The 15,507-nt window shown below is 65.8% G+C and carries 16 protein-coding genes and 2 pseudogenes; 6 read left to right on the top strand and 12 right to left on the bottom strand.

What is annotated here, in order from left to right; all coding sequences use genetic code 11:
- Nucleotides 1-8 precede the first annotated feature (8 nt).
- Together ACFE99_RS08300 and ACFE99_RS08295 are read left to right on the top strand one after the other, a co-directional pair.
- A complete protein-coding gene (locus ACFE99_RS08300; protein ID WP_375484212.1) occupies nt 9-749 on the top strand; it encodes a phosphoadenylyl-sulfate reductase in 741 nt (246 codons plus the stop codon).
- On the top strand, nt 728-1,495 hold the full coding sequence (locus ACFE99_RS08295) for a sirohydrochlorin chelatase (RefSeq protein ID WP_375484196.1): 768 nt from the start codon (nt 728-730) through the stop codon (nt 1,493-1,495). The genes ACFE99_RS08300 and ACFE99_RS08295 overlap by 22 nt, the downstream gene beginning before the upstream one ends.
- Nucleotides 1,496-1,502: 7 nt before the next feature.
- Here the strand turns inward: ACFE99_RS08295 and ACFE99_RS08290 are convergent, their stop codons facing one another.
- From ACFE99_RS08290 to ACFE99_RS08265, 6 genes are all read right to left on the bottom strand, one after another.
- A complete protein-coding gene (locus ACFE99_RS08290) occupies nt 1,503-2,543 on the bottom strand; it encodes a sulfate/molybdate ABC transporter ATP-binding protein (RefSeq protein WP_375484194.1) in 1,041 nt (346 codons plus the stop codon).
- A complete protein-coding gene (gene cysW / locus ACFE99_RS08285) occupies nt 2,540-3,355 on the bottom strand; it encodes a sulfate ABC transporter permease subunit CysW (protein WP_375484192.1) in 816 nt (271 codons plus the stop codon). Before cysW ends, ACFE99_RS08290 begins: the two co-directional genes overlap by 4 nt.
- Nucleotides 3,352-4,230: a sulfate ABC transporter permease subunit CysT gene (gene cysT, locus ACFE99_RS08280; protein WP_375484190.1), complete on the bottom strand. Its 879-nt coding sequence runs from the start codon at nt 4,228-4,230 to the stop codon at nt 3,352-3,354. The genes cysW and cysT overlap by 4 nt, the downstream gene beginning before the upstream one ends.
- Complete coding sequence (locus tag ACFE99_RS08275) at nt 4,227-5,252, bottom strand: sulfate ABC transporter substrate-binding protein (RefSeq protein ID WP_375484189.1); 1,026 nt, start codon at nt 5,250-5,252, stop codon at nt 4,227-4,229. The genes cysT and ACFE99_RS08275 overlap by 4 nt, the downstream gene beginning before the upstream one ends.
- A 122-nt stretch (nt 5,253-5,374) precedes the next feature.
- The gene (locus ACFE99_RS08270) at nt 5,375-5,467 is read right to left on the bottom strand and encodes an Ms4533A family Cys-rich leader peptide (protein ID WP_369407271.1); all 93 of its coding nucleotides are present in this window, start codon (nt 5,465-5,467) and stop codon (nt 5,375-5,377) included.
- Between the two features lie 142 nt (nt 5,468-5,609).
- Complete coding sequence (locus ACFE99_RS08265) at nt 5,610-5,810, bottom strand: hypothetical protein (RefSeq protein WP_375484188.1); 201 nt, start codon at nt 5,808-5,810, stop codon at nt 5,610-5,612.
- Nucleotides 5,811-5,851: 41 nt separating this feature from the next.
- Here ACFE99_RS08265 and ACFE99_RS08260 point away from each other — a divergent pair, with 41 nt between their 5' ends.
- Both ACFE99_RS08260 and ACFE99_RS08255 read left to right on the top strand, forming a co-directional pair.
- Nucleotides 5,852-7,078 (top strand): FAD-dependent oxidoreductase, encoded by a 1,227-nt coding sequence (locus ACFE99_RS08260; RefSeq protein ID WP_375484186.1) that lies wholly within the window; start codon nt 5,852-5,854, stop codon nt 7,076-7,078.
- Between the two features lie 52 nt (nt 7,079-7,130).
- Nucleotides 7,131-9,122 (top strand): glycoside hydrolase family 15 protein, encoded by a 1,992-nt coding sequence (locus tag ACFE99_RS08255; protein ID WP_375484184.1) that lies wholly within the window; start codon nt 7,131-7,133, stop codon nt 9,120-9,122.
- Between the two features lie 39 nt (nt 9,123-9,161).
- Here the strand turns inward: ACFE99_RS08255 and ACFE99_RS08250 are convergent, their stop codons facing one another.
- Both ACFE99_RS08250 and lepA read right to left on the bottom strand, forming a co-directional pair.
- Nucleotides 9,162-9,890 (bottom strand): sensor domain-containing protein, encoded by a 729-nt coding sequence (locus ACFE99_RS08250; RefSeq protein WP_375484182.1) that lies wholly within the window; start codon nt 9,888-9,890, stop codon nt 9,162-9,164.
- Between the two features lie 91 nt (nt 9,891-9,981).
- On the bottom strand, nt 9,982-11,901 hold the full coding sequence (gene lepA / locus ACFE99_RS08245) for a translation elongation factor 4 (protein ID WP_375484180.1): 1,920 nt from the start codon (nt 11,899-11,901) through the stop codon (nt 9,982-9,984).
- Nucleotides 11,902-11,924: 23 nt separating this feature from the next.
- Between lepA and ACFE99_RS08240 the strand changes: the two genes are divergently transcribed.
- On the top strand, nt 11,925-12,539 hold the full coding sequence (locus ACFE99_RS08240) for a type II toxin-antitoxin system PemK/MazF family toxin (RefSeq protein WP_375484177.1): 615 nt from the start codon (nt 11,925-11,927) through the stop codon (nt 12,537-12,539).
- A gap of 62 nt (nt 12,540-12,601) precedes the next feature.
- Here ACFE99_RS08240 and ACFE99_RS08235 read toward each other — a convergent pair whose 3' ends face one another.
- On the bottom strand, nt 12,602-13,030 hold the full coding sequence (locus ACFE99_RS08235) for a CBS domain-containing protein (RefSeq protein ID WP_375484175.1): 429 nt from the start codon (nt 13,028-13,030) through the stop codon (nt 12,602-12,604).
- Between the two features lie 160 nt (nt 13,031-13,190).
- Between ACFE99_RS08235 and ACFE99_RS08230 the strand changes: the two genes are divergently transcribed.
- The gene (locus ACFE99_RS08230; RefSeq protein ID WP_375484173.1) at nt 13,191-14,033 is read left to right on the top strand and encodes a ribonuclease Z; all 843 of its coding nucleotides are present in this window, start codon (nt 13,191-13,193) and stop codon (nt 14,031-14,033) included.
- Nucleotides 14,034-14,036: 3 nt separating this feature from the next.
- On the opposite strand, the gene ACFE99_RS08225 is transcribed toward ACFE99_RS08230, so the two are convergent.
- From ACFE99_RS08225 to ACFE99_RS08215, 3 genes and pseudogenes are all read right to left on the bottom strand, one after another.
- Nucleotides 14,037-14,759, bottom strand: coding sequence for a hypothetical protein (locus ACFE99_RS08225; RefSeq protein WP_375484171.1), 723 nt, complete (start codon nt 14,757-14,759; stop codon nt 14,037-14,039).
- A 26-nt stretch (nt 14,760-14,785) separates the two neighbouring features.
- Nucleotides 14,786-15,235, bottom strand: a pseudogene (locus tag ACFE99_RS08220) (transglutaminase family protein); the annotation flags it as partial.
- Nucleotides 15,230-15,370: pseudogene (locus ACFE99_RS08215) on the bottom strand (alpha-E domain-containing protein); the annotation flags it as partial. The pseudogenes ACFE99_RS08215 and ACFE99_RS08220, both read right to left, overlap by 6 nt.
- Nucleotides 15,371-15,507: the final 137 nt, after the last annotated feature.

Genomic DNA, 15,507 nt, shown 5'->3' with positions numbered 1-15,507 from the left:
GATCTGCGATGAGCGATTCGACGAACTGGACCGAGGCACAGCTGCGTGAGCTCGCCGAGCGCGGCGCCAAAGAGTTGGACGGTGCCGACGCCACCGATCTGTTGCGCTGGACCGACGAGACCTTCGGCGGCGTCAACGGGCCGCGCGGCTGGGCGACCTGCAACTACGTAGTGGCCTCCAACATGCAAGACGCCGTGCTGGTAGATATGGCCGCCAAGGTTCGCCCCGGCGTGCCGGTGCTGTTCTTGGACACCGGTTATCACTTCGTGGAAACCATCGGTACTCGCGACGCGATCGAGGCCGTCTATGACGTGCACGTGCTCAACATCACTCCCGAGCACACGGTGGCCGAGCAAGACGAGTTGCTGGGTAAGAACCTGTTCGCGCGTGATCCCAATGAGTGCTGCCGGTTGCGCAAGGTTGCTCCGCTGTCCAAGGCGCTGCGCGGCTACGCCGCGTGGGTGACCGGGCTGCGGCGGGTGGAGGCGCCGACCCGCGCCAACGCTCCGCTGATCACTTACGACGAGCAGTTCAAGCTGGTGAAAGTCAATCCACTGGCCGCATGGACCGACGAGGACATGGCCGACTACATTGCTGAACACGATGTGTTGGTCAATCCGCTTGTCTACGAAGGCTATCCATCGATCGGTTGCGCTCCGTGCACGGCCAAGCCCGCCGATGGCGCCGATCCTCGCAGCGGGCGCTGGCGGGGGTTGAACAAGACCGAATGCGGGCTCCACGCATCGTGACCACACTGGGTTCATTTAGCGGCGACCCGCTGCACTCGGCTACGCCGAGCTTGCGATCGCCGCTGGTACTCGCGGCGCACGGCAGCGCAGATCCGCGCTCGGCCGCCAATGCCCGGGCGGTCGCCGACCAGCTGGTCCGCATGCGACCCGGACTCGATGTGCGCGTGGGGTTTTGCGAGCTGAACCGACCACGGCTGGTCGATGTGGTGACGCCGGGCGCCGTAGTCACCCCGCTGTTGTTGGCTGATGCCTACCACGCCCGCGTCGACATTCCCCGGCAGATCGCGGGGGTAGCCGGTGTGCACCGGGCCGATGTGCTCGGCGAAGACCATCGGCTGCTGGCAGTTATGCGCGAAAGACTCAGTGCAGCAGGAGTTTCTCCACTCGATAGTGAGCGCGGCGTGCTGGTGGTGGCCATCGGCTCGTCGCACGGCGACGCAAATGCCCGCACCGCTTCGGTGGCGCCCAGGCTCACCGCCGGCACCTATTGGGCGGGTGCGGCGACAGCGTTCGCCACGGCGCCTCAGACGTTGGCGGAAGCTGCCGCCGAGTTGCGGCGACGCGGCGCGCGGCGGCTCGTGATCGCGCCGTGGTTCTTGGCGCCGGGACGGTTGACCGATCGGGTGCGCGAGTTCGCCCGCACCGCAGGCATTCCGATGGCCGACCCACTGGGCGCTCACCGGCTGGTCGCCGAGACCGTGCTGAATCGCTTCGACGCAGCACTGGCCGAGCAGGCGGCGGCCTAACCGACGTCTATGCCAGCGCGTCGGCTTTCGGCACGCTCGCATCATCGGCAATGGGCGGCACCCGGGTGGGTGCGACGTAGACGGTGTCGCCTTCCTTCAGACCCAGTGCTTCGGCGTCGCCGCGGGTGATCTGGGCGGTGAACGGCGCGCCGCTGGCGGCATTGGTCAGCTCGACGCGCACCTCGAAACCAAGCATCACCACCCGGTCAATGGTGGCGCGGATGACCCCGGTGGCCTCCGCGGCCGCGTCACCGGTGGCGATTTGCATATCGGGACGCCGACCAACCCGAATGTCGTGCGGCCGCACCAAGGTGCCGTTCAACGAGGACACCGCTCCTAAGAACGACATGACGAACGCATTGGCCGGGGTGTCATAGACCTCCGTCGGCGAGCCGACCTGCTCGATGCGGCCGTTGTTGAGTACGGCGATCCGGTCGGCGACGTCGAGTGCCTCGGCCTGATCGTGGGTCACCAGCACCGTGGTGACGTGCACCTCGTCGTGCAGCCGGCGCAGCCAGGCGCGCAGATCCTCGCGGACCTTGGCGTCCAGCGCACCGAACGGCTCGTCGAGCAACAGCACTTGCGGGTCGACCGCCAGCGCGCGGGCCAGGGCCATGCGCTGGCGCTGGCCGCCGGAAAGCTGGTTGGGATAACGGTTTTGAAACCCGCTCAGGCCGACAACCTCCAACAGGTTGTCGACCTTCTTCTTGATCTCGGCTTTGGGTCGCCGGCGGATCTTGAGCCCGAACGCCACGTTGTCGCGCACGGTGAGATGCTTGAACGCCGCATAGTGCTGGAACACGAACCCGATGCCACGCCGCTGCGGCGGCACTCGGGTGACGTCGCGGCCGTTGATGGTGATGGTGCCGCGGTCGGGCTGGTCGAGGCCCGCGATGGCCCGCAGCAGCGTCGACTTGCCCGAACCGCTAGGACCCAATAGCGCGGTCAGCGAACCGGCGGGCACGGTGAAGTTGATGTTGTCGAGCGCGACGAAGTCGCCGTAGCGCTTGTATGCGCCGGTCACGATGATCGCGTCGCTTGCGTTCATGGCACTTCCTTTCGTGCGCGCCGCGCGTCGATAACCACCTGGAAGACGAGAACTATCACCGAGACCGCCATCAGCAGTGTCGACAGCGCATAAGCGCCGTATTCAGCGCCCCGGTTGTAGCGGTCGGAGACCAGCAGGGTCAGCGTCTGCGACGTGCCTGGCAGGTTAGAGGACACCATCAGCACCGCGCCGTATTCACCAAGCGTGCGAGCGATGGTCAGCACGATCCCATAGGTCAATCCCCAACGGATGGACGGCAACGTTACCCGCCAAAACGTCTGCCACCAGCTGGAACCCAGGGTCGCCGCCGCCTCCTCCTGATCGGTGCCCAACTCGTGCAGCACCGGTTCGACTTCGCGGACCACGAACGGCAAGGTGACGAAGATACTGGCCAGCACGATGCCCGGTAGCCCAAAGATGATCTTGAGCCCGAGGTTTCGTTCGACGAAGCCCAGCACACCGGCTGAACCCCACAACACGATCAGCGCCACGCCCACGATCACAGGCGAAACCGCAAACGGCAGATCGATGATCGCCTGCAGCACGCCCTTGCCGCGGAACTTATTGCGCGCCAAAACCAACGCCGTCGGAATGCCGAAGATCACGTTCAGCGGCACCACGATCGCCACCACCAGAATCGACAGATGCAGCGCTGACACCGCCGCCGGGGTGCTGACATAGGCGAAGAACTGGACCAACCCCGGCGCGAAGGCTCGCCACAGGATCACCGCCACCGGAACAATCACCAGGACGAAGACGTAACCGAGCGCCAGCAACCGGATGAGGTAGCGAACCCGCGGCGAGATCATCATGCGGCCAGCTCCTCCCGTCTGGCTGCCCGCGCCCCAAACGTGCGCAGGATGAACAGGACTATGAACGAGATGGCAAGCAACACAATGGATATCGCAGCAGCGCCGGGGCGGTCGTCGTTCTCGATCAGTGTCCTGATCCACTGCGAGGACACTTCGGTCTTGCCCGGCACCGCGCCGCCGATCAGCACGACCGAACCGAATTCGCCGATGGCGCGCGAAAACGCCAGGCCCGCACCGGATAACAAGGCCGGTGTCAGCGACGGCAGCACCACCGCCGTGAAGATCGTCGGGTTGTTGGCCCCCAGCGACGCAGCCGCCTCCTCGGTCTCGTGGTCGATTTCGAGCAGCACCGGCTGTACGGCCCGCACCACAAAAGGCAAGGTCACGAACGCCAGCGCCACCCCCACGCCCGACCCGGTGTGCTGAAGATGCACGCCCACCGGGCTGTGCGGACCGTAGAGCGCCAGCATCACCAGGCTGGCGACGATGGTGGGCAGCGCGAAGGGCAGATCGATGATCGCGTCCACAAACCGCTTGCCGGGGAAATCGTCACGCACCAGAACCCAGGCGACCAACAAGCCGAACGGCAGGTTGAGCAGTGTGACACCGGCTGAAATGCTCAGCGTCACCCGAAACGATTCCAGCGCGGCATGCGAGGTGACCGCCAACCAAAACGCGCGCCAGCCACCGCCGACGGCCTGCCAGCCAATCGCGGCCAGCGGCAGCAGCACGATCACCGAAAGCCACACCACCGCCACCCCGACCCGCAGCGACGTGCTGGCCTGGTGCAGATCGGGCCGGCCCGGCCCCCGACGCGCATGGTGGTCGACTTCCGGGCGGATGGCCTCGGGGTCGGGCGTGATCGTCGTCGTCATCCGGTGGCCTTCATGTAGATCTTGGTGATGCTGCCGGTGTTCTTGTCGAACAGCTGGGGGTCGACTACGTCCCAGCCACCGAGATCGGTGATCGTCCACAGTTTCACCGGAACCGGGAACTGGTTTCGGACCTCGGCGGCGACTGCCGGGTCGACGGGCCTGAAACCCGCTTGTGCCCAAAGTTTTTGCGCCTGCGCCGTGTACTGGAAGTTTTTGAACGCGGTCGCGGTGTCAAGGTAACTGGTGGTGGTCACCACCGCCAACGGGTTTTCGATTTTGAAGGTCTGTGACGGGTTGACGTGTTCGACCGGCTTTCCTTGGCGTTCAGTGGCGATGGCTTCGTTTTCGTAGCTGATCAGCACGTCACCGCTGCCCTGCACGAAGACATCGGTGGCTTCCCTCCCCGAACCCGGGCGAAGTTTCACGTGCTCGTTCACCAACTTGTTGACAAAGTCGAGGCCCGCCTGGATATTCCTGCCCCCGCCGCTTTTGGCGGCGTACGGGGCGAGCAGATTCCATTTGGCCGACCCTGAACTCAGGGGGCTGGGAGTGATGACTTCCACACCGGGACGCAGTAAGTCGTCCCAATCCTTGATGTTCTTGGGATTGCCGGCGCGTACCACCAAGGTCACCACCGACCCGAAGGGGATTCCCTTGGTGGCGTCTTTGTCCCAATCCTTGGAAACCTTGCCCGCCTTGACCAATCGGGTGATGTCGGGTTCGACCGAGAAGTTCACCAAATCCGCGGGTTTGCCGTCGACAACGCCGCGCGACTGATCGCCGGATGCCCCGTATGAGGTGATCACCTGCACGCCCTTGCCCTCTTCGGAGGCGTTGAACGCCGGAATCACCTTGCTCCACCCCGGTTCTGGTGCCGAATAAGCGACCAACGTGATGCTGGAATGCGTATTGCCCGCTGGGCCGCCCACGACATCGCTGGCGCCACCATGACACGCCGCAACCACATTCCCGGTCAGCGCAAACGCAACCACAAGCCGGCCCCATCCGGCGTTGTTGAACATCGGTGACCTTTCCGTGCGGCTTCTTCAAGGACGAGTCCCACGCTGCGGGAAGGGGCGTTTCGGAGAATCAGTACGTAGCGACTTCTCAAAGGCTCGAGCTCAAACCGCGCGCGGGCGAAACGTCAGCGACAACAGTGGACATCGCTCACAGCGCAATCCCCCACGGCAATGAGTGCCAAGACGTAGCACTCTCGATTGCCGGACGCTGCGTGCATGGCGCGAAGCCTAACAGAATGTGGCCGCCCGCTCGCTGTTCGCGCTCGGGTCAGCGCGTCAGCAACCAGGTGACGATCACCAGTACCACCAGCACGATCAGTATCAAGGTCACCTGGGAGCGGGGCAGGCCGGTTTTTCCGGTCATCGGGGATCCTCGTCATGGCGGGCGCGGCGCATCAGCCGGATGCCGCGGCCCAGCATCTCGTCGAGCACCACCGCGATGAGGTAGGCCAGCGCCAGCACGACGGGCATCACCACAATGGTCTGCAGCACGAAGCCGAGACCGGACAACCACAGCTCGACGCCGTCCCACCAACTCAGGAACCCGTCCACCGGGCTCACCCTATTCGCCGCAGCGCCCTAAACCAACGTAACCTCAGCGGATGGCCCCGGCGCGCGAAGAAACCACCTGCGCAATCGCCGGCGGCGGCCCGGCTGGGGTGGTGCTCGGGCTGCTGTTGGCCAGGGCGGGCGTGGACGTCACGCTGCTGGAGAAGCACGGCGACTTCCTCCGCGACTTCCGCGGTGACACCGTGCATCCCACTACACTGCGGCTCCTCGACGAACTGGGCCTGTGGGAACGCTTCGCCGCATTGCCCTACAGCGAGGTGCGCTACGCGACGGTGCAATCCAATGGGCAACCGGTGACCTACGTCGACTTCGGGCGGTTGCGCCAACCGCACCCGTTTGTCGCGATGGTGCCGCAGTGGGACCTGCTGAACCTGCTCACCGAAGCTGCCCAAACCGAGCCAAGCTTCACCCTGCGGATGAACACCGAAGTGACCGGACTGCTGCGCCAAGGCAACCGGGTGACCGGTGTGCGCTATCGAGGCCCGGACGGAGCCGGTGAACTGCGTGCCGAACTGACCGTGGGCTGTGACGGCCGCTGGTCCGCCGTCCGGCAAGCCGCCGGGCTGACTGGGCGCGAATACCCGGTGAACTTCGACGCGTGGTGGTTTCGGGTGCCGCATCAAGGGCCCGCCCAATTTTCGTTCTTGCCCCGCATCGGACCGGCCAAGGCGCTGGCCGTGATTCCGCGGCAAGGCTATTTCCAGATCGCCTATATCGGGCCCAAGAGCACCGACGCGCAATTGCGGGCCCGAGGCATCGAGGCGTTTCGCCGCGAGGTGGCCGACCTCGTGCCCGAAGCCGCCGACGCGGTGGACACCCTGAAATCGATGGACGACGTCAAGCACCTTGAGGTTCGGGTCAATCGGCTGAGCCGCTGGCACACCGACGGACTGCTGTGCATCGGCGACGCCGCGCACGCGATGTCGCCGCTGGGCGGCGTCGGTATCAACCTCGCCGTGCAAGACGCCGTCGCGGCCGCGAGGTTGCTCGCCGAACCGCTGCGCCGGCACCGGGTCACTGATCGCCATCTTGCCGCTGTGCGGCGCCGGCGGGTAGTGCCCACCGCCATGACCCAAGCCCTCCAGCGGATGTTGCACCGCCGCGTGCTTGACCCGATCCTTCGCGGCGAAGATCCCACAGCAACCGCCGCGCCCCTGCTCGGGGTGGTCCGTCGGCTGCCGTGGCTGTCGGCCCTGCCCGCCTACGTCATCGGCGTGGGAATCCGTCCGGAGCACGCTCCGGCTTTCGCCAGGCGCTAAGGCGCCCCGCCACCAGTGGACGCCGGGCAGGTGGGCAGATGATGATGTCGGCATGGTCCTGCACGCGCAGCCTGCCGACGGGGCGGACGCTGCGCCGCTCACCGTTACCTCTCCGGTGCCGTTCCCGTCGGGCGGATCGCTGCGGAACTCGTTCCCGCCGATCGCGGACTATGCGTTTTTGTCCGACTGCGAGACGACGTGCTTGATCTCGCCGACGGGGTCGGTGGAATGGTTGTGCGTGCCAAGGCCGGACTCGCCGAGCGTGTTCGGCGCGATCCTCGACCGCAGCGCCGGTCATTTCCGGCTCGGCCCCTACGGCGTGTCGGTGCCCTCGGCGCGCCGCTACCTGCCGGGCAGCCTGATCATGGAGACCACCTGGCAGACCCACACCGGCTGGCTGATCGTGCGCGACGCCCTGGTGATGGGCCCCTGGCACGACCTCGACAGACGGTCGCACACCCATCGCCGCACGCCGATGGACTGGGACGCCGAGCACATCCTGTTGCGCACCGTGCGGTGCGTGTCGGGCACGGTCGAGCTGATGATGAGCTGCGAGCCGGCGTTCGACTACCACCGCATCAGCGCAATGTGGGAATACTCCGCCGCCGCCTACGGCGAGGCCGTCGCGCGGGCGAAAACCGATTCCGACGCTCACCCGACGCTTCGGCTCACCACGAATCTGCGTATCGGGTTGGAGGGTCGTGAAGCACGGGCCCGCACCCGGCTGAAAGAAGGCGACGACGTGTTCGTCGCCTTGAGCTGGTCCAAGCACCCGGCGCCGCAGACATACGCCGACGCCGCCGACAAAATGTGGCAGACCACCGAATGCTGGCGGCAGTGGATCAACATCGGCAACTTCCCCGACCACCCCTGGCGGGCATACCTGCAACGCAGCGCGCTGACGCTGAAAGGACTGACCTACTCGCCCACCGGAGCGTTGCTGGCTGCCAGCACCACGTCGCTGCCGGAAACCCCTCGCGGCCAACGCAATTGGGACTACCGCTACGCCTGGATTCGCGACTCGACGTTCGCATTGTGGGGGCTTTACACCCTGGGCCTGGACCGCGAGGCCGACGACTTCTTCGCGTTCATCGCCGACGTCTCCGGCGCCAACAACGGCGAACGCCATCCGCTGCAGGTCATCTACGGCGTCGGCGGTGAACGCATCCTCGAGGAAGAAGAGCTGCATCATCTTTCCGGCTACGACCATGCGCGCCCGGTCCGGATCGGCAACGGTGCCTACAAGCAGAACCAACACGACATCTGGGGCGCGATCCTGGACTCGTTCTACTTACACGCCAAGTCGCGTGAGCAAATCCCGGAGACGCTGTGGCCGGTGCTCAAGAAGCAAGTGGAAGAGGCGGCCGAGCACTGGCGTGAGCCGGACCGCGGCATCTGGGAGGTGCGCGGCGAACCCAAGCACTTCACCTCGTCGAAAGTGATGTGCTGGGTGGCGCTGGACCGCGGCGCCAAACTCGCCGAGCGGCAAGGCGAACGGGCCTACGCCCAGCGGTGGCGGGCGGTCGCCGAGGAGATCAAGGCCGACATCCTCGAACACGGCGTCAACGTCAAGAACGTGTTCACCCAGCACTACGACACCGACGCGCTAGACGCCTCGCTGCTCATGGTGGTGCTGACCCGGTTCCTGCCGCCGAATGACCCCCGAGTGCGGGCCACCGTGCTGGCCATCGCCGACGAACTCACCGAACAAGGCCTGGTCCTGCGCTACCGCGTCGACGAGACCGACGACGGGCTCACCGGCGAGGAGGGCACCTTCACCATCTGCTCGTTCTGGCTGGTGTCAGCGCTGGTCGAGATCGGCGAAGTCAGCCGAGCCAAGCATTTGTGTGAGCGGCTGCTGTCGTTTGCCAGCCCGCTGTATCTGTACGCCGAGGAGCTCGAGCCGCGCACCGGGCGGCATTTGGGGAACTTCCCGCAAGCGTTCACCCACCTGGCCTTGATCAACGCGGTGGTCCACGTCATCCGGGCGGAAGAAGAAGCCGACAGCACCGGGGTTTTCCACCCGGCCAACGCTCCGATGTAGCGGCCGACCGCCAACGCTCCGATGTAGCGGCGGAGGGCCTCAGCTCAAACCGCTGATCTTGTCCATCATCAGCCGAGCGACCTCAATGGCTCTGGTTTCCGGATCGCTGGCTGTCGTTCCGGGGGTCGAGCGCGTGTCGGCGGAGAACGGAACTTTGACCTCGACAAGGCAGTTCACCCGGACCCCGATGGCCCGTGCGATCGGGGTGGGCGTGGTCTGCAGGGTGGCGGCCAGCACCGAGTCGGCGACGCGCACGTCGGTGATGCGGTACGTCTGGTCGCGGTAGGTAGCGGCTTTGCCGTCGCACCGGTTCCATTGCTCGGCGAACGCCGCGAACAGTGCGTTGGCTTCTGCGGCCGTCGGCAACGCGACCACACCCTCGTCAACGGCGATCACCGGAGCGGGAGCCGTCCGAGCGTCCAACCAGCTCTCCCATGCGACGTCGCGCACGTCGGCGGACCGGTAGCTGCTGGACTGCATTTCAGCGAGCACCCCCAAGCAATCGTTGGGCCCGGGCACCAGACTGTGGAACAGCTTCGTCGCACCCCCATAGCGGGGCGGTTGCAGTGTGCTGACCGATTGGTCGAGCAGTTTGGACAGCTCTGCCTTGCCCAGCAGCGCCTGCTCGATGGTCACCCCGATGACCGGGCGCGGTGCGATCCCGGCGACGGGACGCGCTTGGCCGCCGACGACCGCGCTGCAGCTGGTTGCGAGCAGCGCGGCTATCACACAGGCCGCTATTGCCGCGACGCGCCCGACCTTTTTCATACCTTGGCGCCCTCCAGCGTGCACAGCAGTTGGAGTCTTCTAACGAATTTCGCTTGAATCGTCAAGTCGACGCGCTTGGTCGCCAGCACGGTTACTTCTTTGCTTTGTCGGCGCTGAGGTCGGTGGACAGCGCCGCAACGAACGCCTCCTGCGGCACGTCGACCCGTCCGATCGTCTTCATCCGCTTCTTGCCTTCCTTCTGCTTTTCCAGCAGTTTGCGCTTGCGGGTGATGTCACCGCCGTAGCACTTCGACAACACATCTTTGCGGATCGCTCGAATGTTCTCGCGTGCAATGATTTTCGAGCCGATCGCCGCCTGCACCGGCACCTCGAACTGCTGGCGCGGGATGAGTTCTTTGAGCTTGGCGGTCATCTTGTGGCCGTAGGCGGCCGCCGCATCTTTGTGCACGATCGCGCTGAACGCGTCGACAGGCTCGCCCTGCAGCAGAATGTCGACCTTCACCAGGTCGGCTTCCTGTTCGCCGGCCTCTTCGTAGTCCAGGCTGGCGTAGCCGCGGGTGCGCGACTTCAGCGCGTCGAAGAAGTCGAAGATGATCTCGCCCAGCGGCATGCGGTAGCGCAGTTCGACGCGTTCGGGCGACAGATAGTCCATACCGCCGAGCTCGCCGCGGCGCGACTGGCACAGCTCCATGATTGTGCCGATGAATTCGCTGGGCGCGATGATCGTGATCTTCACCACAGGCTCGTAGACCGTGCGGATCTTGCCCGACGGCCAATCCGACGGGTTGGTTACCTGGACCTCCGTTCCGTCGTCTTTCACCACCCGGTAGACGACATTGGGTGAGGTCGAGATCAGGTCGAGGTCGAATTCGCGCTCCAGCCGCTCCCGGGTGATGTCCATATGGAGCAATCCCAAAAAGCCGCAACGGAATCCGAAGCCCAGCGCGACCGAGGTTTCCGGCTCGTAGGTGAGCGCGGCGTCGTTGAGCTGCAACTTGTCCAGCGCGTCGCGCAAAGCCGGGTACTGCGAGCCGTCGACCGGATACAGGCCTGAGTACACCATCGGTTTCGGTTCGCGATAACCGGTGAGCGGTTCGGTGGCGCCGTGGCGCGCCGTGGTGACGGTGTCGCCGACCTTGGATTGGCGGACGTCCTTGACGCCGGTGATCAGATAACCCACTTCCCCGACGCCGAGTCCGGCGGTGGCCTTGGGTTCCGGGGAGACGACGCCCACCTCGAGCAGCTCGTGGGTGGCTCCGGTGGACATCATCGCGATCCGCGCGCGCGGGGTGATCTTGCCGTCGACCACCCGGACGTAGGTGACCACACCGCGGTAGGTGTCGTAGACCGAGTCGAAGATCATCGCCCGAGTCGGCGCGTCAGGGTTGCCCGTCGGCGGCGGCACCTGCTTGACCACCTCGTCAAGCAGCTGGGCCACGCCCGCGCCGGTTTTGCCGGAAACCCTGAGGACATCGCCCGGTTCGCAGCCCATGATGTGGGCGATTTCGGCGGCGTAGCGGTTCGGGTCCGCGGCGGGCAGGTCGATCTTGTTGAGCACCGGGATGATCACCAAGTCGCGGTCCAGCGCCAGATACAGGTTGGCCAGCGTCTGCGCCTCGATCCCCTGCGCCGCGTCGACCAGCAGCACCGCACCCTCGCAGGCCGCCAGCGCCCGAGACACCTCGTAGGTAAAGTCGACGTGACCGGGGGTGTCGATCAGATGCAGGACGTGCTCGGTGTCCCCTACCCGCCACGGCAGGCGCACGTTTTGCGCCTTGATGGTGATACCGCGTTCCCGTTCGATGTCCATCCGGTCCAGGTACTGCGCGCGCATCGACCGTTCGTCGACCACGCCGGTGAGCTGCAGCATCCGATCCGCCAGGGTGGACTTGCCGTGATCGATGTGGGCGATGATGCAGAAGTTCCTGATCTGCGCCGGCGCGGTGAAAGTCTGGTCGGCGAAACTGCTGATGGGAATCTCCTGGTTGAACGGTTGCGCGACAGGGCGCAGGTAGCTCCAGGGTATCGAGGCAAGGCCACGACGACACAATCGGCGAGCCTATGCTGGCCCCCATGGCCTCCCCGCGGAAGTCACAGTGGAAGACGTTGCAGCGGATGGCGGAGAACCTGGTGTTCAACGAGGCCCCGAAATTCATCCGCCAGCTGCAGAACTCGGCGGGCGTGCAGCCTGCATTCAAAGAGGGCATACAGCGCGGCATCAAGGTCGGGATGGACGCCATCATCGGCAGCGTCGTGCAACCGCCTGCCGCCGTCACGCAGGGCAGGCCGGTGACCAGCCGCAGTGTGCCCACCGCGCACCGGGCGCGCAAGCTGGTCTATGCCCCGAACCTGGACGGCCGTGCCGATCCGGGCGAAATCGTCTGGACCTGGGTGGTTTACGAGGACGACCCCACCCGCGGCAAAGACCGCCCGGTGCTGGTCGTGGGACGTGACCGCCGAACCTTGCTGGGACTGACGCTCTCCAGCCAGGAAAGCCACGCCCACGACCAGAACTGGGTGGGCATCGGCGCCGGCAGCTGGGATGAGGCGGGCAGATCGAGCTGGGTTCGCCTCGACCGGGTGCTCGACGTGCCCGAGGAGAGTATTCGCCGCGAGGGCGCGATCTTGGAGCGCGAGATCTTCGAGGTCGTCGCCGCCCGGCTACGCGCCGAGTATTCCTGGAGCTGATCTGCGTCGAGTGCGGACTTAACGCACGCTGCTCGGGCGTGACTCAAGCGCACACTCGGCGGTCAGCCCTGGGTGATGTAGGACTGCAGCTGCGCGTGTTCGGCTTCGAGCTCGTCGATCCGGGTTTTGACGACGTCACCGATGCTGACGATGCCGGCCAGCTTGCCGTTTTCCACCACCGGCACGTGGCGGACCCGGTTTTTTGTCATCAGCGCGCTGATGGCATCGACAGTGTCGGCCTTGGTGCAGGTGGCGACCACCGACGTCATGATTTTCGCTACCGGCCACGAGAGCACACGAGCGCCGTGGGTGTGCAGTTCGCGCACGACATCACGTTCAGAAACAATGCCTTCCAGGCCGTCTGGTCCGACGACCACCATCGCGCCGATATTGTGCTCGGCCAATGCGGCGAGCAGTTCGGTGACCGTGGCATCGGGATTGATCGTCACGACCGCCGCGCCCTTGTTCCGCAACACGTCCCGAATCCGCATCGAAGCCTCCCGCCGTTGTGAGCTGGTTCACACCAGGCTACGGCGATCTTGCCCAGCGTGAAAGCGGCGAATCGCTATCGCGCGGCCACGGTCTGTGCGATACCTGGAAGAACCCGCGGCGGCCAGGTATGCGCGGGCTGAAACTCCAACGGATGGCGTGATGATCGAGATCACTCTGCTGGGTACCGGAAGCCCGATCCCGGATCCCAGCCGTGCGGGTCCCTCGACGCTGGTGCGGGCGGATGGACAGCTCTTCCTCGTCGACTGCGGCCGCGGGGTCCTGCAGCGGGCCGCCGCAATCGGGCTGGGAGCCAACGGGTTGACGGCGCTGCTGCTCACCCACCTGCACAGCGACCACATTGCCGATCTCGGCGACGTTTTGATCACGCGTTGGGTCACCACCTTCGGACCTGATCCCGCTGCCCTGCCGATCATCGGGCCGCCCGGCACCGCCGACGTGGTCGAGGCGACGCTGAAGGCGTTCGGCCATGACATCGGCTACCGACTCGCCCACCACGCTGACCTGACCGCACCGCCTGCCGTCGAGACCAGGGAATACAGCGAAGGTTTGGTGTGGGACCGCGGCGGCGTGACGATCCGGGTAGCGCCCACCGATCACCGACCGGTTGCGCCGACGATCGGGTTCCGGATCGAGTCGAGCGGCGCAGCCGTTGTCCTGGCCGGCGACACCGTGCCATGCGACAGCCTCGACGAGCTGGCCCGTGATGCAGATGCTTTGGTCCACACCGTGATTCGAAAAGACATCGTCAACCTGCTGCCACAGCAGCGGATAAAGGACATCTGCGATTACCACTCGTCGGTTCAGGAGGCCGCCGCGACCGCCACTCGCGCCGGGGTCAGCACCCTGATCCTCACCCACTACGTGCCGGGTATCGCGCCGGGCCAGGAAGAGCAGTGGCGGACGCTGGCCGCCGCCGAGTTCGACGGGCGCATCGAGCTCGGCGACGACCTGCACCGCGTCGAGATTCCACCACGGTCGTGACAGCTATCCGCCCGTCACACGGTTGGCGGGATGGTCGACGGACACCGGAGCGCGCTGCGGCGGCAACATCGCACCGGCGACGAGCAGCCAGAGCAAGGCCGAGATTCGCGCGAGGGGCAGGATCACACCCAGCCACGGCCACACCAGGACCAGCGTGGTGGCCCCGGCAACGACCGCGATGGCCAGGCCCGCCCAGGCCAGCGACTTCGGTAATAGGCCCAGGGCCAGCGCCGGCGGCGCCATACCGGCGACGAGCAACCCGAGGGCCACAAGGTGTCCGCGGCCGCCGACCAGGAACACCAGGAAATACAGCGCCCCGACCAACGCCGGATCGGCGGCGACGTCCGGTCGCGACAGGGTCCAAGCCAGCAAACCTGTCAGGCCCAACGCTGCCGCCGCCAGGGTGCCGGCGGTCAGCGTGATCGTCGCCCCCGAGGCGGCCGCGCCCAGCTGACGCAACCGGGCACTGGCCGTTGCCGCGTAGATCGCCAACGGAACCGACGACGCGAACGCCCCGACTGCGCCGGCCTGCACCGCGACCGGCTCGCCGCGGACATAGTCCAGGACCGGGTCCGCCGGCCCGTAAGGCAGCGGCATCAACCCGCCCAGCACCACCGCGATGGCCAGCCCACCGAACAGCAGCAGCAGACAACCGGCGCCGAGCAATGCCAGCGGCCCACCGTGCCTGCCAGTCCGCGCCGACCGAGCTGCAGAGAAGTCATTCATCTGAGGAACGATATGCCCGGCAGCGGCTAAGCCAGTCGGGTGATTTCGACGATCACGTCGAGATCGGTCGCGCCCTCACCGCAGTAATGCCTTTCAACAGGGACACGTCCGAGTAGTCGCGGCCCGCTCCCACGCTGACGTACTGCTCGTTAATTTCGGCGTCATTCGTCGGGTCATAGTCCCACCACGGTCCAGGCCTGAATCCACGCGTGACTCTGACCGTCCACAGGGTCACCGGTCCCCGGGTTCCGGTCCGGATGCAGGTAGCCCGAGACGTATCGCGCGGGAATTCCCATGCTGCGCAGAATAATCAACGACAGGTGCGCGAAGTCTTGGCACACACCTTTACCCTCGCGCAGCGCGTCGAGCCCAGAGAAATGCACACCGGTGCTTCCCGGAAGGTGTTCCAGTTCGCTGCGCACCCACTGTGCCGCGGCGACCACCGCGTCGGCGGGCTCGTGGTATTTCGCAATCCGCGAGGTGTGGTCGGGGTCGACGCTGGAGTCCTCGAGCAGTTTGTGCACGCTGACATCGAGAATGCGTGCGGTGTCGTCGGCGCGTTCGACGTAGCGGCCGATCCAGTACAGCGCCTCGGCGTTTCGTGCCAGCATTCCGCTTCCCGCCTTTACTGTTGCTGCGACTGCTGATCCGGCGGCTGGCGCACCGGCTGCTGGCGCTGCTGCGACGCGGAACCGTCGGTCGCGTCCGGCGCGGGGGCCGGCTGCGGCAGCGACCGCACTATCTCAGC

Source organism: uncultured Mycobacterium sp., assembly GCF_964249325.1.
In the GTDB taxonomy this organism is placed as follows: Bacteria; Actinomycetota; Actinomycetes; order Mycobacteriales; family Mycobacteriaceae; genus Mycobacterium.
Note: the sequence above shows the minus strand (reverse complement) of the source record. Positions and strands in the feature narration are given on the sequence as shown.